The organism is Flavobacterium sp. KACC 22758, from assembly GCF_028736135.1.
Taxonomy (GTDB): Bacteria; Bacteroidota; Bacteroidia; order Flavobacteriales; family Flavobacteriaceae; genus Flavobacterium; species Flavobacterium johnsoniae.
Window position 1 is genome coordinate 1,796,144 of record NZ_CP117878.1, and the last position, 19,788, is coordinate 1,815,931.

The 19,788-nt window shown below is 33.4% G+C and carries 22 protein-coding genes; 15 read left to right on the forward strand and 7 right to left on the reverse strand.

Features of this window, described 5'->3' with window-relative positions:
- Window positions 1-163: 163 nt before the first annotated feature.
- The 3 genes from def to mazG all read left to right on the forward strand — a co-directional run bounded on the left by def (window position 164) and on the right by mazG (window position 2,170).
- The gene (gene def / locus PQ462_RS07745; RefSeq protein ID WP_012024598.1) at window positions 164-754 is read left to right on the forward strand and encodes a peptide deformylase; all 591 of its coding nucleotides are present in this window, start codon (window positions 164-166) and stop codon (window positions 752-754) included.
- A 60-nt stretch (window positions 755-814) separates the two neighbouring features.
- Window positions 815-1,300: a DUF5606 family protein gene (locus PQ462_RS07750; RefSeq protein ID WP_012024599.1), complete on the forward strand. Its 486-nt coding sequence runs from the start codon at window positions 815-817 to the stop codon at window positions 1,298-1,300.
- Window positions 1,301-1,399: 99 nt separating this feature from the next.
- Entirely contained in the window at window positions 1,400-2,170 is a 771-nt protein-coding gene (gene mazG, locus PQ462_RS07755; RefSeq protein ID WP_073409741.1) for a nucleoside triphosphate pyrophosphohydrolase, read from the forward strand.
- Between the two features lie 2 nt (window positions 2,171-2,172).
- On the opposite strand, the gene PQ462_RS07760 is transcribed toward mazG, so the two are convergent.
- Window positions 2,173-2,853, reverse strand: a complete 681-nt coding sequence (locus PQ462_RS07760; RefSeq protein ID WP_274253003.1) for a Crp/Fnr family transcriptional regulator — start codon at window positions 2,851-2,853, stop codon at window positions 2,173-2,175.
- Between the two features lie 205 nt (window positions 2,854-3,058).
- Between PQ462_RS07760 and PQ462_RS07765 the strand changes: the two genes are divergently transcribed.
- The 8 genes from PQ462_RS07765 (at window position 3,059) to PQ462_RS07800 (ending at window position 11,772) form a co-directional block, all read left to right on the forward strand.
- Complete coding sequence (locus tag PQ462_RS07765; RefSeq protein WP_274253004.1) at window positions 3,059-5,446, forward strand: heavy metal translocating P-type ATPase; 2,388 nt, start codon at window positions 3,059-3,061, stop codon at window positions 5,444-5,446.
- 114 nt (window positions 5,447-5,560) lie between these two features.
- Entirely contained in the window at window positions 5,561-5,752 is a 192-nt protein-coding gene (gene ccoS / locus PQ462_RS07770; protein WP_274253005.1) for a cbb3-type cytochrome oxidase assembly protein CcoS, read from the forward strand.
- 3 nt (window positions 5,753-5,755) lie between these two features.
- Window positions 5,756-7,939, forward strand: coding sequence for a cytochrome-c oxidase, cbb3-type subunit I (gene ccoN / locus PQ462_RS07775; RefSeq protein WP_012024603.1), 2,184 nt, complete (start codon window positions 5,756-5,758; stop codon window positions 7,937-7,939).
- A gap of 7 nt (window positions 7,940-7,946) precedes the next feature.
- A complete protein-coding gene (locus PQ462_RS07780; protein ID WP_073409744.1) occupies window positions 7,947-8,141 on the forward strand; it encodes a cytochrome C oxidase subunit IV in 195 nt (64 codons plus the stop codon).
- Window positions 8,142-8,143: 2 nt separating this feature from the next.
- Complete coding sequence (locus PQ462_RS07785) at window positions 8,144-9,085, forward strand: cbb3-type cytochrome c oxidase N-terminal domain-containing protein (RefSeq protein ID WP_274253006.1); 942 nt, start codon at window positions 8,144-8,146, stop codon at window positions 9,083-9,085.
- An 11-nt stretch (window positions 9,086-9,096) separates the two neighbouring features.
- A complete protein-coding gene (gene ccoG, locus PQ462_RS07790; RefSeq protein ID WP_274253007.1) occupies window positions 9,097-10,515 on the forward strand; it encodes a cytochrome c oxidase accessory protein CcoG in 1,419 nt (472 codons plus the stop codon).
- A gap of 13 nt (window positions 10,516-10,528) precedes the next feature.
- A complete protein-coding gene (locus PQ462_RS07795; RefSeq protein ID WP_274253008.1) occupies window positions 10,529-10,978 on the forward strand; it encodes a FixH family protein in 450 nt (149 codons plus the stop codon).
- 92 nt (window positions 10,979-11,070) lie between these two features.
- On the forward strand, window positions 11,071-11,772 hold the full coding sequence (locus PQ462_RS07800) for a sulfite exporter TauE/SafE family protein (protein WP_274253009.1): 702 nt from the start codon (window positions 11,071-11,073) through the stop codon (window positions 11,770-11,772).
- Here the strand turns inward: PQ462_RS07800 and hemN are convergent.
- From hemN to PQ462_RS07825, 5 genes are all read right to left on the reverse strand, one after another.
- Window positions 11,769-13,133 carry an oxygen-independent coproporphyrinogen III oxidase gene (gene hemN, locus PQ462_RS07805; protein WP_274253010.1) on the reverse strand — a complete coding sequence of 455 codons (1,365 nt, stop codon included), beginning with the start codon at window positions 13,131-13,133 and terminating at the stop codon, window positions 11,769-11,771. The two genes, PQ462_RS07800 and hemN, sit on opposite strands and share 4 nt — an antisense overlap.
- Window positions 13,134-13,261: 128 nt before the next feature.
- Window positions 13,262-13,732, reverse strand: a complete 471-nt coding sequence (locus PQ462_RS07810) for a hypothetical protein (RefSeq protein WP_149207899.1) — start codon at window positions 13,730-13,732, stop codon at window positions 13,262-13,264.
- Between the two features lie 112 nt (window positions 13,733-13,844).
- Complete coding sequence (locus PQ462_RS07815) at window positions 13,845-14,192, reverse strand: hypothetical protein (RefSeq protein ID WP_073409750.1); 348 nt, start codon at window positions 14,190-14,192, stop codon at window positions 13,845-13,847.
- Between the two features lie 117 nt (window positions 14,193-14,309).
- The gene (locus PQ462_RS07820; protein WP_012024611.1) at window positions 14,310-14,732 is read right to left on the reverse strand and encodes a DoxX family protein; all 423 of its coding nucleotides are present in this window, start codon (window positions 14,730-14,732) and stop codon (window positions 14,310-14,312) included.
- Between the two features lie 120 nt (window positions 14,733-14,852).
- Entirely contained in the window at window positions 14,853-16,481 is a 1,629-nt protein-coding gene (locus tag PQ462_RS07825) for an acyl-CoA carboxylase subunit beta (RefSeq protein ID WP_274253011.1), read from the reverse strand.
- Between the two features lie 173 nt (window positions 16,482-16,654).
- Here PQ462_RS07825 and PQ462_RS07830 point away from each other — a divergent pair, with 173 nt between their 5' ends.
- The 4 genes from PQ462_RS07830 (at window position 16,655) to PQ462_RS07845 (ending at window position 18,299) form a co-directional block, all read left to right on the forward strand.
- A complete protein-coding gene (locus tag PQ462_RS07830; protein WP_274253013.1) occupies window positions 16,655-17,245 on the forward strand; it encodes a TetR/AcrR family transcriptional regulator in 591 nt (196 codons plus the stop codon).
- A gap of 69 nt (window positions 17,246-17,314) precedes the next feature.
- On the forward strand, window positions 17,315-17,773 hold the full coding sequence (locus PQ462_RS07835) for a hypothetical protein (protein WP_012024614.1): 459 nt from the start codon (window positions 17,315-17,317) through the stop codon (window positions 17,771-17,773).
- 2 nt (window positions 17,774-17,775) lie between these two features.
- Complete coding sequence (locus tag PQ462_RS07840; RefSeq protein WP_073409752.1) at window positions 17,776-18,087, forward strand: DUF3817 domain-containing protein; 312 nt, start codon at window positions 17,776-17,778, stop codon at window positions 18,085-18,087.
- A gap of 5 nt (window positions 18,088-18,092) precedes the next feature.
- Entirely contained in the window at window positions 18,093-18,299 is a 207-nt protein-coding gene (locus PQ462_RS07845) for a hypothetical protein (RefSeq protein ID WP_073409753.1), read from the forward strand.
- 218 nt (window positions 18,300-18,517) lie between these two features.
- Here PQ462_RS07845 and lpxD read toward each other — a convergent pair whose 3' ends face one another.
- On the reverse strand, window positions 18,518-19,516 hold the full coding sequence (gene lpxD, locus PQ462_RS07850; protein WP_012024617.1) for a UDP-3-O-(3-hydroxymyristoyl)glucosamine N-acyltransferase: 999 nt from the start codon (window positions 19,514-19,516) through the stop codon (window positions 18,518-18,520).
- Between the last annotated feature and the right edge of the window lie 272 nt (window positions 19,517-19,788).

Below are 19,788 nucleotides of genomic sequence, written 5' to 3' on the forward strand. Positions count from 1 at the left end.
AAATATTTTGGCATAATTATAGCTGAGTTTTCCAAAGCATATAAAAAATATGTTATAATGTGCGTTTACAACTATTGGTTGACTATTTTTTACTATTTTTGCCAGCTGAATTATGAGAACCGGTTTTTAAGGTTTTCGTTAGAAAAACATTAAATAAAAACAAATGATTTTACCAATTGTAGGATATGGTGATCCTGTTTTAAGAAAAGTAGGTACGGCAATTACGCCAGATTATCCTAACTTAAAAGAAACAATAGCAAACATGTATGAAACCATGTATAATGCTTACGGAGTTGGACTTGCTGCACCGCAGGTAGGTTTGCCAATACGTATATTTGTTATCGATACAACACCTTTTAGTGATGACGAGGATTTGCCGGCAGATGAACAAAAGGATTTAAAAGGTTTTAAAAGAACTTTTATCAATGCTAAAATTGTTAAAGAAGAAGGTGAGGAGTGGAGTTTTAACGAAGGATGTTTGAGCATTCCGGATGTTCGTGAAGATGTTTACAGAAAACCAACGGTTACAATTGAATACTGCGAAGAAGATTTTGTAATGAAAACAGAAGTTTTTGACGGTTTAATTGCAAGAGTAATTCAACACGAATACGACCACATCGAAGGAGTTTTATTTACAGATAAAATATCTTCTTTGAAAAAGCGTTTGATTCAAAAGAAATTGAAAAATATCACAGAAGGCAAAACGTTTCAGGAATACAGAATGAAATTTGCAGCCGCTAAAAAAGGCAGATAATGTTCTAAAAAAAGAACATCAAAAAAATACTAGAAATTCTTAATACTAATTTTAATAAACATGAATTTAGACAAAATTTTAGCCATTTCTGGGAAACCAGGTTTATATGTATTGAAAGTGCAGACTCGTACAGGTTTTGTGGCAGAATCATTATTAGATGGAAAAAAAATCACAGTAAACTTAAAAAGTAACGTAAGTTTATTATCTGAAATTTCAATTTATACATACGAAGGTGAAAAACCATTGACTGAAGTAATGCAAAAAATTGCAGTAAAAGAAAACAAAGGTCAGGCTATTTCTCATAAAGAAGATAATGCAACTTTAAGTGCTTACTTCAAAGAAATTTTGCCAGAATATGATGAAGAAAGAGTTTATCCTTCAGATATTAAAAAAGTATTAAACTGGTATAATACACTTCAGGCTAAAGGTTTAGTAACAGATTTAGCTCCGGCTGCTGCTGAAACTCCGGAAGAAGCTCCTGCTGCTGAAGAAAAACCAAAAAAAGCGCCAGCTGCTAAAAAAGCAAAAGCTAAAAAAGAAGAATAACAGTTTACTGCATTCAAATATATTAATCCTGTTAAGATGTTTTCTTAGCAGGATTTTTTACTTTTACATATTCGGTTACAATATCAAAAATACTTCAAAATGAGCAGAGAACTTCAATTAAAAGCCTTCGAAAGATTATTAATTATAATGGATGAACTTCGTGAGCAGTGTCCGTGGGATAAAAAACAGACTTTGCAGACACTAAGGCATTTAACTATTGAAGAGACCTATGAATTGGGCGATGCTATTTTGGATAATGATTTAAACGAAGTAAAAAAAGAACTTGGCGATTTGTTATTGCATATTGTGTTTTATGCAAAAATAGGTTCAGAAACCAATGATTTTGATATTGCCGATGTATGCAATGAAATCTGCGATAAATTAATTCATCGTCATCCGCATATTTACAGCGATACTGTTGTAAAAGACGAAGAAGAAGTAAAACAAAACTGGGAAAAACTAAAATTGAAAGAAGGTAAAAAATCAGTTTTAGAAGGTGTTCCGAGAAGTTTACCCGCATTAGTAAAAGCAAGCCGAATTCAGGATAAAGTAAAAGGCGTTGGTTTTGACTGGGAAGAACCGCATCAGGTTTGGGATAAAGTTCAGGAAGAGCTGGAAGAATTACAAGTTGAAGTTCAGGCTGGAGATCAGGATAAAATTGAAGCCGAATTTGGAGATGTTTTATTCTCGATGATTAATTATGCCCGATTTTTAAATGTCAATCCGGAAGATGCTTTAGAACGCACCAATAAAAAATTCATTAAGCGTTTTCAATATTTAGAAAGCAAAGCTTCAGAATTAGGAAAACCTTTAATGGATATGACTTTGGCCGAAATGGATGTTTTTTGGAATGAAGCGAAAAAGCAATAAAACTATTCAGCCAGTTTTTTTAAGGCTTTTACATTTTTAAGCATAATTTTTTTACCCACTAATTCAATCAATTCCAATTTGTTGAAATCAGATAGTAATCGAATACAACTTTCAGTTGCAGTACCAATTATTCCGGCAAGTTCTTCTCTGGTAAGCTGTACTTTAAGGGTTTTGTCTGGATTTTCACCAAAATCATCATGAAGCTGCAGTAAAGTTTCAGCCAGACGTTGTTTTACTGTTTTTTGAACTAAAGCGATTTTGTCATTGTCAGATTCCTTCAAATCTTCGCATACAGACTGCATCAGGTTCAAAGAAAATTGATTATTGTTGTTAAAGAAATGAATAATTTCAGATTTCGGAATAAAACAAACTTCCATATCAGCAATTGCTTTTGCAGATAAATTGGCTGGTTCATTGCTAATCATAGAACGCTGACCTAAAAGTTCACCAGATTTTACAAGTTTTACAATCTGGTCTTTTCCGTTGGCACTTAATTTAGACAGTTTTCCAACTCCGTCCTTAATACAAAAAACGCCGTTGGTAACTTCACCTTCTTCAAAAATAGCCTCACCTTTTTTAATAGTGTAAGTCGTTTTACTGCTGGCAAGTTTTACAACCTCATCTTTATTGAGAGCCTTTAATGAAGAAAGCTGTCTAACGATACATTGGTCACATTTACTCATAGCAATTAAAAAGTTTGATGCAAAATTAACCAATATTGGGCTTTCTTGGTAATTTTATTGTCTAAAAAATACATAAAAAAGTGATTATCGCTGTTTGAGCGTTTTAATTTGCTAAATTAGAATTTTGAATTCATTGTAACATGATAAATATCATAGTTATAATTACTGCTTTTTTGGAATATTTGTCGAATTAAAAAAACAAATTATGAGTGAGCAGAGTTGTTTTCATTGCGGGCTTGAAATTCCTAAAGATGAAGAGATCAATTTTGATGAAAAAACGTTTTGTTGTACAGGCTGTAAAACAGTTTACGAAATTTTTAGTCTAAATGATTTAACCTGTTATTATGATTTCGAAAAGTCTCCTGGCGCAACTCCGCAGGATATTAAAGGCAAATATGATTTTTTAGACAACGAATCTATTCTTGCCAAAGTTTTAGAGTTTCAGGAATCAAATACTTCAATAGTTTCTTTAAATATCCCTCACATTCACTGTAGTTCATGTATCTGGATTCTGGAAAATTTAAACAGATTAAATTCAGGTGTAAGCAGTTCTCAGGTTAATTTTCCGGAAAAAAGAGTTAGAATCACTTTTAATTCAGAAACCGTATCGCTAAAAGAAATTGCCTATTTATTGAGTTCAATTGGTTACGAACCTTATATAAGTTTAGAAAACTACGAAACAGGAAAAACAAAAGTAGACAGGAGTTTAACTTATAAACTTGGTGTTGCTTTTTTCTGCTTCGGAAATATTATGCTGCTTTCTTTTCCGGAATATTTCGAAATGAAAGAATTTTGGTTAGATAGCTACAAACCGTTTTTTAGACTGTTGATTTTTGTTTTGGCTCTGCCAAGCTTCTTTTATTCAGCAAGTGGTTATTACGTTTCGGCCTATAAAAGTATCAAAAGCGGTATGCTTAACATTGATATTCCAATTGCATTAGGAATCATCGTAATGTTTATACGAAGTACTTATGATATGCTAATGGACCACGGACCGGGATTTTTTGACAGCCTTGCCAGTTTAGTTTTCTTTATGCTGCTTGGGAAAATGTTTCAAATTAAAACCTATAGCTTTTTAAGTTTCGAAAGAGACTTTAAATCCTATTTTCCTATTGCTGTTACCCGAATTAATTCAGATGCATCTGAAGAAAGTGTGCCAATTTACGATGTTTTAAAAGGAAACAGACTCTTAATTAGAAATCAGGAGTTAATTCCTGTTGATGGTATTTTAATTAGTGAAAAAGCTGAGATTGATTATAGTTTCGTAACAGGAGAAGCGGTTCCAATTACAAAAAAATCAGGAGACAAAGTTTTTGCCGGTGGAAAACAAATTGGTAAAGTGATAGAAATGGAAGTTTTACATTCTGTTTCTCAAAGCTACTTAACACAGTTATGGAGCAATGAAGTTTTTCAGAAAAAAGTACAGCAAAAGCATAAAACAATTACAGATGCAATAAGCCGTTATTTTACGCCAATTTTATTATTAATTGCATTTGCAGGATTTGGTTATTGGATATTTATTGATGCCAATACAGCTTTTAATGTTTTTACGGCAGTTTTAATCGTAGCATGCCCTTGTGCATTGGCTTTAACAGCTCCGTTTACTTTTGGAAACATTCTCAGAATAATGGGAAAACAAAAAATTTATCTAAAAAATGCTTTGGTTATAGAGCAATTGGCTAAAGTTGATACCATCGTTTTTGATAAAACAGGAACGATTACAACCAATAAAAAGTCGAATATTATATACGAAGGAACAAATATTTACGACGATAATTATTTGTTCATTAAAAATGTTCTCCGAGGATCTAATCATCCGTTAAGCAGAATGTTGTATGACTTTTTGCCCGAAAACAAACGAATTAAAATTGATGATTTCCAGGAAATTACTGGAAAAGGTATTCTGGCAGTCGTAGAAGGTAAGGAAATAAAAATAGGGTCTTCATCATTTGTGGAAAGTCCTGTTGCAGAGGTATCTGAAATAGAAAAAACAGCGCTTCATATCAAAATAGATAATCTTTATCTGGGAAAATTCGTTTTCCAAAATCAATATCGTGAAGGTTTAGAAAAATTATTTGCAACACTCAGCAAAGAGTACAACATAAAAGTCCTTTCTGGGGATAATGATGGAGAAAGAAATACTCTTGAAGAAATCCTGCCAAACAATACAGAATTGGTTTTTAATCAAAAACCAGAACAAAAATTAGAATTTATCAAAGAACTTCAATTGCAAGGAAAAAACGTTATGATGGTTGGTGATGGTCTAAACGATGCCGGAGCTTTGGCGCAAAGTAACGTTGGTATTTCAGTTTCTGAGAATGTAAATGTGTTTTCTCCGGCCTGCGATGCGATATTAGATGCAGGTGTATTTTCGAAGCTGAACTACTTTTTAAAATTGTCTCATAAGTCAATTTTAATAATTAAAATGAGTTTTACTTTATCGCTGCTTTATAATGTAGTAGGCTTGGCATTTGCAGTCACCGGAAATCTAAATCCGCTTGTTGCCGCAATCATAATGCCGTTGAGTACAATTACCATTGTGAGTTTTGTAACTATTATGTCTAACTATTTCAGTAACAGTAATTTAAAATAATTATAAATAATACAAAGAATATTTTATCTAATTTTAGTATTCTTCTCCGATTATGATAATTATCATATTTTAAACGCCAATCACCTAGTAATTTTGTTAACATAAATTTACGGTATGAGTGTTATTTATCTTTTAATTTCAGTAAGTATTTTCGTGGCAGTTTGTTTCTTTATTGCTTTCATTATTGCTGTAAAATCCGGTCAGTACGATGACGATTATACGCCCTCAGTCAGAATTCTTTTTGACGACGAGACCAAAATTACTTCTCAAAATAATAATCAACCAATCGAAGAAAAACAAGTATAAATTATGGAAATGGAACAGTTTTATTACGACAACAAAATTGTAAAAAAATTCATTTACGCCACCATTCTTTTTGGAGTCGTGGGTATGTTAGTGGGACTGACCTTAGCGGTTATGTACCTTTTTCCCAATATCACAGACGGGATCTCATGGCTTAGTTACGGTCGTTTAAGACCTTTGCACACTAATGCTGTTATTTTTGCCTTTGTTGGGAATGCTTTCTTTGCAGGTATGTATTACTCAATGCAAAGATTGCTGAAAGCCAGAATGTTCAGTGACTTTTTAAGTAATCTGCACTTTTGGGGATGGCAGTTAATTATTGTTGCTGCCGCAATTACATTACCATTAGGATATACTTCTTCAAAAGAGTATGCAGAGCTTGAATGGCCTATTGATATTGCTATAGCGTTAATTTGGGTGGTAATGGGAATTAATATGATAGGTACAATGCTTCGAAGAAGAGAACGCCACCTGTATGTAGCAATTTGGTTTTACCTTGCTACGTTTGTTACGGTTGCTGTACTGCATATTTTTAACAACATCGAAATTCCGGTTTCAGCATTAAAAAGTTATTCAGTTTACGCAGGTGTTCAGGATGCTTTAGTACAATGGTGGTACGGACACAATGCAGTTGCGTTTTTCTTAACAACACCATTTTTAGGATTGATGTATTACTTTGTTCCTAAAATTGCAAACCGTCCTATTTACTCTTACAGATTATCAATTATTCACTTCTGGTCTTTAATTTTTATCTATATCTGGGCAGGGCCTCACCACTTATTATATTCAGCTTTACCAAACTGGGCTCAAAATTTAGGAGTTGCGTTTTCAGTAATGCTTATCGCTCCATCTTGGGGAGGTATGATCAACGGTCTTTTAACATTAAGAGGTGCGTGGGATAAAGTTCGAGAAGAACCGGTTTTGAAATTCTTCGTAGTAGCGATTACAGGTTACGGAATGGCGACTTTTGAAGGACCAATGTTATCTCTTAAAAATGTAAATGCTATTGCGCATTACACTGACTGGATCGTAGCTCACGTACACGTAGGAGCTTTAGCTTGGAACGGATTTATGTCATTTGCAATTATTTACTGGTTGATTCCAAGAATGACAAAAACAACTTTGTTCTCTAAGAAACTGGCAAATTTCCATTTCTGGATAGGTACTCTGGGTATTATTGTGTATACAATTCCTTTATATGTTGCCGGATTCCAACAAGCTTCGATGTGGAAACAATTTAATCCAGACGGAACTTTAACTTACGGGAACTTCCTTGAAACAGTTACGGCGATTATGCCAATGTATTGGATGAGAGCTATTGGAGGCAGTTTGTACTTAATTGGAATGCTGACATTAGTTTATAATATCATCATGACAGTTAGAGCTGGTGAGCCAGTTGAAGACGAATTAGCTCAGGCTCCGGCTTTACAAAAAATAAGCAGTAACAGATTGAGCGGAGAAAAATTCCACTCATGGTTAGAAAGAAAACCAATTCAGTTAACTATTCTGGCTACGATTGCCATTTTAATTGGAGGTATTATACAAATTGTACCAACCATTATGGTAAAATCAAATATTCCAACTATTTCGAGTGTGAAACCATATACACCGTTAGAACTTGAAGGACGTGATTTATATATCAGAGAAGGATGTGTAGGATGTCACTCTCAGTCAGTTCGTCCGTTTAGAAGTGAAGTTGAACGTTACGGAGTTCAGTCAAAAGCAGGAGAGTTTGTTTATGACCATCCATTCTTATGGGGATCAAAACGTACAGGACCAGATTTATTAAGAGTAGGTGGTAAGTATAATGATAACTGGCACTTTAACCACATGTGGAATCCTCAAAGTACATCGGCAGGATCTATTATGCCAGGATATAAATGGTTATTTGATAACAAACCGCTTGATATTTCATTGACACAAAAGAAAATGAATGCTATGATTTCACTTGGAGTTCCTTATTCAGCACAAGATGTTGAAAATGCACAAAGAACATTAAGAGAACAGGCAGTTAAGATTGAGAAAAGCTTAGAAAGTGATCCTGACTTTGTGAAAAGTTATGAAGACAGCAAGAAAAAAGCAGCTGCAAAAGGAGAAAAATTCATTCCGATGAATGAAAGAGAAATTGTCGCTTTGATTGCTTATATACAAAGACTTGGTACTGATATTAAAGTAAAAGAAACTAAATAACAGCATTATGTTTGAACAAATAAAACACAATATGGAAACGATATCGGGTGTAGAAATTTACCCGATACTTTCCCTCTTGATTTTCTTCTTCTTTTTCGTAGGATTAGGCATTTGGGTGTTTTCTTATAGAAAAGATAAAATTCAGGAAATGAGTAATATACCTTTAGAAGAAGGACAAGTTATAATCTCAAAAGATAGATAAAAATGAAAAAGTTTTTCCCAGTATATGTTAGAGTACCGTTGATTTTCTTCATCGTATTTGCTTTGATGGAATATTTTATAGATTCAGGCGATAAGCCCGCTTTTATCAAATATCCAATGGTATCTGTCTTTTTATTTGTTTTCTTATTCATTTTGATTGCAATCGAAGTTACGCTTAGTGCTGTAAACAGAGTGATGTATCAATTAATGTCGCCGGAAGAAAAAGCAAAATTAGAATACGAAAATAGTTTAAGCTTAAAAGAAAGTACCTGGTTCAAAGAATTAATGCACAAGCTTACTAAGACAGAACCAATGTCTAAAGAAGCTGACTTATTAATGGATCATGATTATGACGGCATTAAAGAGCTAGACAACAATTTACCGCCTTGGTGGGTGTATTTATTCTACATCTGTATCATTTTTGGGGTAATCTACGTAGTTCGTTACGATGTATTAGGAGCTGATGATCAGGAAATGGAGCTTAAGAAAGAAATGGCTCAGGCAAAAATTGATGTTGAAGAATACCTGAAAACAGCGCCTGATCTAATGGATGAAAAAACAGTTGTTTTACTTACAGACGAAGCAAGCCTTGCGGCAGGAAAAGAAATCTTTACAAACAATTGTGCAGCCTGCCACAGAGCAGATGCAGGAGGGCAGATTGGTCCAAACTTAACAGACAACCGTTGGATTTTAGGAGGAGGAATTAAAAATCTGTTCCATACAATTACAAACGGAGGCCGTGACGGAAAAGGAATGATTGCCTGGAAAGGAACTTTGAAACCAAAAGAAATTCAAAAAGTTGCGAGTTATATTTTGTCTTTACAAGGAAGTAATCCTAAAGATCCAAAAGAAGCAGAAGGTGAAGTTTGGGTAGACGAAAGTGCACCAATCAACGATGCAACCTCAGCTGCACCAAAAAAAGATACCACAGAAGTTAAAAAATAAAATAGAATACCATGTCAAATTTACCAGACGAAGCTTTTAGAGATACCATTGGAACAATAGATGAAGGTGGTAAAAGGAAATATATTTTTCCGAAAAAACCGTCTGGTAAATTTTATGATTACCGTAAAATAGTCAGTTACGTTTTACTGGCAATTTTAGTCATAAATCCGTTTATAAAAGTAAACGGAAACCAGTTTATGATGTTCAATATCATTGAACGTCGTTTTAATATCTTCGGATTTCCTTTTTGGCCGCAAGATTTTTACCTCTTCGTAATTTCAATGCTGGTAGGCGTTGTATTTATAATCTTATTTACTGTTGTTTTTGGCCGAATATTTTGCGGCTGGATTTGTCCGCAGACCATCTTTCTTGAAATGGTTTTTCGCCGGATAGAATATTGGATTGACGGCGACCGCGGTTCACAATCACGTTTGGCAAGACAGGAATGGAATGCCGAAAAAATCAGAAAGAGATTGATTAAATGGACGATTTTCTTTATAATTTCTTTCGCTATTGCAAATGTCTTTTTAGCTTATTTGGTAGGAAGTGATGCTTTACTGCTAATGATTGAAAAAGGCCCGATTCAGCAGGCAAGCAATTTTATTGCACTTTTAATTTTTACCGGAGTTTTCTACTTTGTTTTTGTATGGTTTCGTGAGCAGGTTTGTATCATTGCCTGTCCTTATGGAAGATTGCAAGGCGTTCTTTTAGATAATAAATCAATAAATGTAGCGTATGATTTTGTTAGAGGAGAAAAAGAAGAAGGAAGAGCAAAGTTTAATAAAAAAGAAGACAGAGCTTTAACCGGAAAAGGAGATTGTATCGATTGTCTTCAATGTGTTCATGTCTGCCCAATGGGAATTGACATTAGAAACGGAACCCAGTTAGAATGTACAAACTGTACAGCTTGTATCGACGAATGCGATCATATTATGGAAAGTGTAGGACTGCCAAAAGGACTTATACGTTATGCATCAGAAGATGAAATCGTTAAAAAAGAACCTTTTAAGTTCACTGCCAGAATGAAAGGCTACAGTGCAGTTTTATTTATATTATTGAGTATTTTTGTTGGAATGTTGTTTTTAAGAACTGATCTTCAAGCAGTTGTTTTACGTTTGCCAGGACAGCTTTTTCAACATAAAGGAGAAAAAATAAGCAACGTTTACACTTATAAAATTGTCAACAAGACAATGAAAGACTACAACGATATTCATTTTGAATTAATCGATCAAAAAGGTGAAATTAGAAATGTTGGAAAACAGCATTTTAAAGTACCAAAAGAAGGAATTTCTCAAGGAACATTGTTTATAGAAATTGATGAAGTACTGCTGGAAAGTGACAAAACTAATGTAAAAATTGGTGTGTACAACGGCAGAGAACTTCTAGAAACTACCAAAACAAATTTCTTAGGACCACGAAGTTTTAATTAAAATATATACCATCATGAAAATTAATTGGGGAACAGGAATTGTCATTGCATTTGCATTGTTTATGACCTTTATTTTATATTTTGTTTTTGAAGTACAATCAAATAGTAAATATGACAATGATTTGGTTGTAGAAGAATATTACAAACATGATACGCATTTTCAGGAAGAAATGGCCCGAATTCAGAATGCGCATGATTTACAGCATAAACCTTCAATTAAATTTGAAGAAGAAGGAGTAAAAGTTACTTTTCCTGCCACTTTTGAAAGTGAGAAAATAAAAGGTAACATTTTATTGTACAGACCTTCAAATAAAAAATTTGATTTTGATACACAAATTGCCTTAACCAATTCTTCTATAGTTATTCCGCACAAAAAATTAATTAAAGGACGCTGGGATGTTAATATGGAATGGCAGTATGAAGGTAAAAAATACTTAACAAAAGAAGTTATCTACGTAAATTGATTCGTCTTTTAGCCTAAAGTAATGCAGTCCCAACGGAAAATGTCTCGCAGGGGCTACATATTTGTCTGAATTAATTATAAAAAACAAATAAAATGTTGTTTTCAGCTTTTATATTAGGCCTTATCAGCAGTCTGCATTGTGTTGGAATGTGCGGGCCAATTGCTATGATGCTTCCTGTTGATCATCAAAATGAAGCTAAAAAAGTAACGCAGATTATTACTTATCACTTAGGAAGATTAACAGCATATGCTGCAATTGGTTTAATTTTCGGAATATTGGGCAGGGGGTTTTTCCTGGCAGGAATGCAGCAGCGAATGTCTATTTTTATTGGTATAGCAATGATTTTAATTGCTTTGATACCAGAAAAAATATTTGCCAGATACAACTTTTCAAAACCCGTTTATAAAATTATCTCAAACATAAAATCAAGTTTAGGAAGCCAGTTTAAAAAGAAAAGTTATAAATCTCTTTTTACGATTGGTTTACTTAATGGATTTTTGCCTTGCGGAATGGTTTATGTTGCTTTATTTGGGGCAATTGCCATGCAGAGTGCCGGCTTTGGTGTTTTGTATATGTTTCTGTACGGATTAGGAACTATTCCTTTAATGACAATTGTGGTTTATGTAAAATCACTTTTAAAATTACCATTTAGAAATAAGATTCAAAAAGCAATTCCTTATGTTGCAGTAATTATTGGAATTTTGTTTATTCTGAGGGGTTTAGGTTTAGGAATTCCCTATTTATCTCCTTCAAATATGAGTTTGTTTGTTCAGGGAACTCCTAATTGTCATTAAACCGTCATCGAAAACAAATTGGTTTCCGGTGACTTTCTTTTTAAATGTAAATCAAAAGCCATACAGATATTACGAACAAAAGGTCTTCCGGCTTCAGTAATTTTTATTTTATTCTCTTCAATTAAAATCAATTGATCGTTTTCTATTTCTTTTAGAGATAATAAAACTTCAGGCAGTTCTTTAAAATATAAAGAATCATTGCTCCAGGATGTTTCAAGCTCACAGGTTAAGTTTAAAATATGTTTTCTGATGATAAGATCTTCATTATTTAAAATATGGCCTTTTACAACCGGAAGCTGGTTCCATTCTAAAATTTGATAGTAATCTTCCAGGTTTTTAGTATTTTGAGCAAAACCATACCAGCTGTCGCTAATTGAAGAAACTCCTAAACCAATCATAAGCTGTGTTTTTGAAGCACTGTAACCCATAAAATTTCGATGCATTGTTTTGTTTTGCGCTGACTGATATAAACTATCAGATTTTAAAGCAAAATGATCCATGCCAATTTCATGATACCCATTTGTAGAAAGTAATAGTTTACCTGTTTCGTAAAGTTTTCTTTTTTCGGCATCTTTTGGGAGGTTTTCTTCATTAAAACCGCGTTGTCCATTTCCTTTTATCCAGGGCACGTGAGCGTAGCTGTAAAATGCCAGTCTGTCTGGTTTTACAGAATTGGTTTTTTCGACTGTATCAATTACATCTTCAACCGTTTGAAAAGGAAGCCCAAATATAATATCGTGTCCTATAGAAGTGTAACCAATTTCTTTGGCCCAAAAAGTTACTTTGGCCACATTGTGAAAAGGCTGAATTCGGTTGATTGCTTTTTGTACCTTTTCAGAATAATCCTGAACTCCAAAACTAACCCGGCGAAAGCCTAAATCATATAATCTTTTTAATTGATCGTAGGTAGTGTTATTAGGATGTCCCTCAAAGCTAAACTCATGATTTTCGGCTTTATTTGCAAAGCTGAAAATACCATTTATCAAATGCTCTAAATTATGTGCCGAAAAAAAAGTAGGTGTTCCGCCTCCTAAATGAATTTCCTTTATAAGAGGTCTTTCAGGTAATAAATTGCAATACAATCTCCATTCTTTTAAAACGGCTTGTATGTATTTTTCTTCAACAGTATGATTTTTTGTAATTCGTTTGTTGCAGCCGCAAAAGGTGCACATGCTTTCGCAAAATGGAAGATGAATGTATAAACTTATTCCGTTTTGAGAATTGCTTTCAGAAAACGCTCTTTGAAATGATGATTTCCATTCTTCTATCGTAAAAGCAGCTTCATTCCAATAAGGTACGGTAGGATAACTGGTGTATCTTGGCCCTGGTACATTGTACTTTTGGGTTAGTGAAATTTTCATAAAGACGGATTTAGTTTTCACCAAAATTACTACACGAAACTGGGGTATAAAATGACAAATATCATATTAATTAACAAAAAAAAAGAGACCCATAAAGAGCCTCTTTCTACTGAATTAAATAACTAACATTAAATAGAATCCTGAATGATTTTAAGCCATTTTTTCGCAAACATATGATCCTGATACACGCTTATTTGTTTAATGCGGTCATCATCAAAATCATAGAATGGAATTATTATTTTTCTAGAAGTTTCTTTATCCTGAAATTCAAAATCGATTTTTACGATTGTATCTGAACTGCCTTCTGTAGTTAAAACTAATTTACAAGACGAAACACTTTTTAAATCTACATAAGTAGATTCCTGTTGATTTGGATTGAAATTCATTAAAATGAATTTTCTGTTTTTTTGATCGATCGTAAGTGTTTTGTTGCTTTGAGATTCAGTCAAATCAAATTGCTCCGGATTATTTGGATTGAATTTCTTTTTGATGTTTAATATTCTTGATTTGTTTGCAGCGCTCGAGCGTGCTGAAAAATACATTGGAATGGCTACTATGATTGCGATCACAATACCAATTATGGTTACACTTGTTTCCATTTTTGATTTAAGTTTTTGGTGAAAAATAAATGAAATCATAAACAGTTTTCAGGATGAAAACGGTTTACTTATTTGTGAAGAATTGCTCTTCAGAATAAAATTCAAGTTTTATTTACCAGAAAAAATGGAAGGCATAGAGCAATAACATGATTTTTTTGCTCTGAGTAGTAAACTGATTTGTAAAGTTAAATGCAGATTTAACTGCTTTATGAGGCGGTATAACAACTAACAGCGCATCAAACCATTTGATGACAACGGCTGTATCTGTTTTAATATTTGCAGCAAATTGATAACTGCCCTGAGGCTGAATAAATGCTGATGAATCGGCTGTTTCCTTGCAGAAATTAGTATCCGTTTTTTGACTTTCATTTTTTTGCACAGGAAACTCATTTGCCTGAGCAGCAAAAAGTCCTATGATCAAAAGTGATACAAAAAATATGGTTTTACGAATCCAATTCATGGCTGCGAATTTAGTTCATAAAACACAATAAATGAAATTTTAAGTGCTAATTACTTCTTAAAAGTAGCTTTATTATTTTATCCTCAACATTTGTAGAATAGCTGAGGATAAAATTATTTATTGCTGCATTTTAAAGTAATAGTCGGCTGAGTGTTTTCCTCCTCCGTAAAATAAGAAGAAGATGCAAAGCAGTAAAACTACTATGGCAAGAATTAAACTTTCAGAGTGCATGCGTCCCATAAAATTAACGAGAACAGCACCAAATAGTACAGGTAATTGAGCTGCAATTGCCCAGCGGGTAAGCAGCCCGAATACAATCATTATGCCTCCAATCATGTGGGCCGGTGCAATATAATGCAAAAGAAACATTCCGCCCCCAAACTGATCTATAGGAGAAATTAAATCATGTAAATACTGAATGTTTGTTACAAATGAAATTCCTTTCATAAATAAAAAAACACCCAATATAATACGCACCAAATCTACTGGTAAATAAGTATGCGAATTCGCCCACTTATTTAAGCTTTTAACATTTTCCATGATACTACGTGATTAAAAATTACATATAAAGTTACTAATTTTTAATGATATATTTAATTTAAGTATCTGAAAATAAGTTTTTTGATATTTATTTAACAGCTTTTCAAAATTTTCAAACTGCTAAACCTGAATAACTCCCAAATTAAATGGTTTTTGAATAGGAGCGTGGTTTGCTGCTTCGATTCCCATTGAGATCCATTTGCGGGTATCAAGCGGATCGATAATAGCATCTGTCCATAATCTTGAAGCTGCGTAATACGGAGAAGTCTGCTCGTCGTAACGTGCTTTTATTTTATTGAATAATTCTGCTTCTTTGGCTTCATCAATAACTTCGCCTTTGGCTTTAAGCGAAGAAGCTTCAATTTGCGCCAAAACTTTAGCAGCCTGAGTTCCTCCCATAACAGCAAGTTCTGCACTTGGCCATGCGAAAATTAATCTTGGATCATAGGCTTTTCCGCACATCGCATAATTTCCTGCGCCATAAGAATTACCTACAATTACTGTGAATTTTGGTACAACAGAATTGCTTACTGCGTTTACCATTTTAGCACCATCTTTAATAATGCCGCCATGTTCAGATTTTGAACCTACCATAAATCCGGTAACATCTTGTAAAAATACCAGCGGAATCTTCTTTTGATTGCAGTTTGCAATAAATCGGGTTGCTTTATCTGCACTGTCAGAATAAATTACGCCTCCAAACTGCATTTCTCCTTTTTTGGTTTTTACCACTTTTCGCTGGTTTGCCACAATTCCAACAGCCCAGCCGTCTATTCTGGCATAACCGGTTATTAGTGATTGTCCGTAACCTTCTTTATAGGCTTCAAATTCTGAATTATCAACCAAACGTTTTATGATTTCCATCATGTCGTATTGATCTGTTCTGGCTTTTGGTAAAATTCCGTAAATGTCATTTTGGTCTAAAGCTGGTTTTTCAGCTTTGATTCGGCTGTAGCCGGCTTTATCAAAATCACCAATTTTATCTACGATATTTTTAATTTTATCTAAAGCATCTTTGTCATCTTTAGCTTTATAGTCTGTAACTCCAGAAATTTCGCAGTGTGTTGTTGCGCCGCCCAGAGTTTCATTGTCGATAGTTTCTCCAATTGCTGCTTTAACCAAATAACTTCCGGCAAGGAAAATACTTCCTGTTTTATCTACAATTAAAGCTTCATCGCTCATAATGGGCAGATAAGCACCTCCGGCAACACAGCTTCCCATAACGGCAGCGATTTGTGTAATTCCCATACTGCTCATTTGAGCATTATTTCTAAAAATGCGTCCAAAATGTTCTTTGTCAGGAAAAATTTCATCCTGCATAGGCAGGTAAACTCCGGCGCTGTCTACTAAATAAATAATTGGAAGTCTGTTTTCGATAGCAATTTCTTGCGCTCGAAGATTCTTTTTTCCTGTTATTGGAAACCAGGCTCCGGCTTTTACTGTCGCATCATTGGCAACCACAATGCATTGCTTTCCTTTTATGTATCCTATTTTAATTACAACTCCTCCAGACGGACATCCGCCGTGTTCAGCGTACATTCCTTCTCCGGCAAAACCGCCAATTTCAATACTATTTGAATTTTCATCTAATAAATAATCGATACGTTCACGAGCCGTCATTTTTCCTTCGACATGTAATTTTTCAATTCGTTTTTCGCCTCCGCCCAATTTTACTTTGGCAAATTTTTGTTTTAGTTCTGAAAGTAAGAGTTTATTGTGATCTTCGTTTTTATTGAAGTTTAAATCCATGATATAATATTGATTTTACAAAATAGTGTTGGCTAATTTACAAAATCAATTGAAATAAACCGATTGCTTTGTGAATTAAGAAAAAGTTTATATTTCTGTTTATATGTGTTTAAATCAATTACACCAATTATTTTTCTTTAATTTGCTTTTTCATACCAATTAGTATTTTTTTTATGTCTAAAGCTGCCAATACCCGACTTACTATTCTTCATAAAGCATTTGAATTGATATACACTAAAGGATATCAAACCACTAGTGTTGATGAAATTATTGCAACAACTCAAGTTACAAAAGGAGCTTTTTATTATCATTTTAAAAATAAAGATGAAATGGGAGTTGCAATTATAGAAGAAATTTTAAAGCCGACAATGCAGGAACATTTTATAAAGCCAACTGAAGTTTCTCAAAATCCAATTGAAGATTTTTATAATATGATTTCTTACCTGTTATTAGAAGATCCATTTTTGCAGGTAAAATATGGCTGTCCGGTTGGAAATCTTACTCAGGAAATGACGCCCTGGAATACTAAGTTTAGCGAAGCTTTGACTGAATTAGTCAATTTATGGAAAACCACGATTATAGATTCAATTGAAAAAGGTAAACAATCTGGATTGATTCGTAAAGATGTTATTGGCGAACAAGTAGCTTTTTTTATTCTTTCAGGCTATTGGGGAATACGAAATTTTGGAAAACTTCAAAATGATAATTCAGCATATCTTATTTATTTACAAGAGCTTAAAAGGTATTTGAATAGTTTGAAATAAAATTATTTTTCAAAACATACTAATTAGTATGTTTTTTGAATATATTTGCATTGTCTAAATCAAAAAACAATGTATCAAACTCTTTTATCAGGCCATTCTTTTATAAGATGGCTCGTATTGTTAAGCTTATTATATTCTATGTATATCGCTTACAAAGGTTATTCTCAAAAACTTCCTTTTACCAAAAAAGATAATCTCATACGGCACTGGACAGCAACAATTGCTCATATCCAGCTTCTTTTTGGAATTTTGGTTTATATGCAGAGTCCAATTGTGAAATATTTCTGGAGAAATTACAAAGATGCTTTTCTAAATCTGGATGCTTCATTCTTTGGAATTATTCATATCTTTTTAATGTTAACTGCGATAGTTTTCATTACAATTGGCTCGGCTTTAGCCAAAAGAAAACTTTCTGATGAGCAAAAATTCAGAACCATGTTTTTGTGGTTTTCAATTGCTTTGATAATTATTTTTATTGCCATTCCGTGGCCATTTTCTCCTCTTGCAAGCCGACCTTATTTTAGATAATTATGAAAAATTTATTCAATACAAATACCGGACGATTACGAATTATTGGTTTCCTTGAAGGAACGTCACTTTTAATTCTGCTTTTTATTGCAATGCCAATGAAATATGTTTTTGAAATGCCATTTTTAACGAGACCTGTTGGAACAATTCATGGCGCTTTATTTCTGCTTTTTGTTTTTAACACTTTAAGTGTTGGAGTAGAACAGAACTGGAAATTTAAGGACACAACCTGGAAAGTGCTTTTGGCCTGCGTAATTCCGTTTGGCACTTTTTACATCGATTCTAAGATTTTAAGTAAAATTCAAAACCATTAAAATTTATGATTTTTGTATTCAAAACAAACGTTGACAGTATTTCGAAAGTAAAGAAAGTTACCCCAAAACTGAATCGGTTATTTCCCAATTCTAAATGGAATTTTGATCTTGAAGATTGTGATAATATTCTGCGATTTGAATGTAAAGATGATAGTATTGAAAAGGTAATTTTTTTAATGAAAGTAATTGGTTTCGAATGTGAAGCCTTATAAAAACAGAAAACATCCGTTGAAGCGGATGTTTTTTTATGTAAACGATTGTGTGTAATTAATTTAAACACATAGAAACATAGGTTTTTAGTTTTCTTAATAAAGATTAAAAAAATGATATATCATTTACACATAACCTATATTTGTTAATGCAAATGAAATGCCTTTTGCGAAAACAAAATTTATGTTTCTATGTGTTTAAAAATATTTAGAATTACAGATTATTTTTTAGGAGCGCAAACCATTCGTTTTAACATTGCCCATTGTTTTAATGCATCACGAGCTTCTACAGCCGGATAACCCAGCATTGTTTTTCCGGCAGGAACGTCTCCAGTAACACCAGATCCGGCGCCAATTACAGCTCCGTCACCAATTGTGGTATGGTCTTTTATAGAAGCGCTTCCGCCAATGATAACTCCGTTTCCTAAAGTTACAGAACCTGCTAAACCGCTGTTTCCTGCCATAATACAGAATCGGCCTAATTTACTGTTATGTCCAATCTGTACTAAATTGTCGATTTTACAGCCGTCGCCTAAAACGGTCGAACTGAATTTTCCACGGTCAACGCAGGAATTGGCTCCAATTTCAACTCCGTTTCCAATAATTACATTTCCAATTTGAGGAATTTTTACTAAACCTTTTTCAGTGCAAGGACGAAATCCAAAACCATCGGCTCCAATTGTAGCATTTGGGTGAATAATACAATCGCTTCCAATATGACAACGCTCACGTACAACGCTTCCTGACCATATAATGGTGTTTTTTCCAATAGTACATTCGTCTAGAATGGTAACGTTTGGGTAAATTGTTGCATTAGCACCAATTTCAACTTTAGGTCCAATATAACATCCCGCACCAATTTTAGCACCTTCACCAATTACAGCTGTTTCGTCTATAGTGGCAGTTTTGTGTATATTGTTATGGAATATTGGTGTAGGAGGGGCAAAAAGAGCAAGGATTTGTGACATCGCCAAATCTGCATTTTTAACCTTAATAAAAGCACGATTTTCACCAGGTTCAATCGAAATATCTTCGTTTACAACTGCAATTGATGCATTTGATGTCGACCAGTATTTTTCGTATTTTTTATTTCCTATAAAAGAAATCTCTGAAGTTGTAGCTTTTTCTAATTGCTCAGTTGCGGTAATGTTCTGCGAAGTAGTGCCGTAAATTACGCCATTAATTACTTCATTAATTTCTTGAATTGAATAGGATCTCATTGACAATTTTAATCGACTTAGGGTTAATTTTTGCCAAATAAAACAAATTAGATTTTAATTACCTAATAAATTTTTTATGTTTCTTAATAAATATTTAAAATAGAAGTCTAAATATTACAAAATTAACATTTTAACTATTAAATTACTGAAAGTCTTTTAATGTTTGGAATTGCTGTAGCTGTGTTTTTGACTTAATTGTCTTAATTTTGATGCTGTAGGAAATAAATAATTTAATTGATAAGTAGCGACTTACATTTGTTTTGTTAATTGTT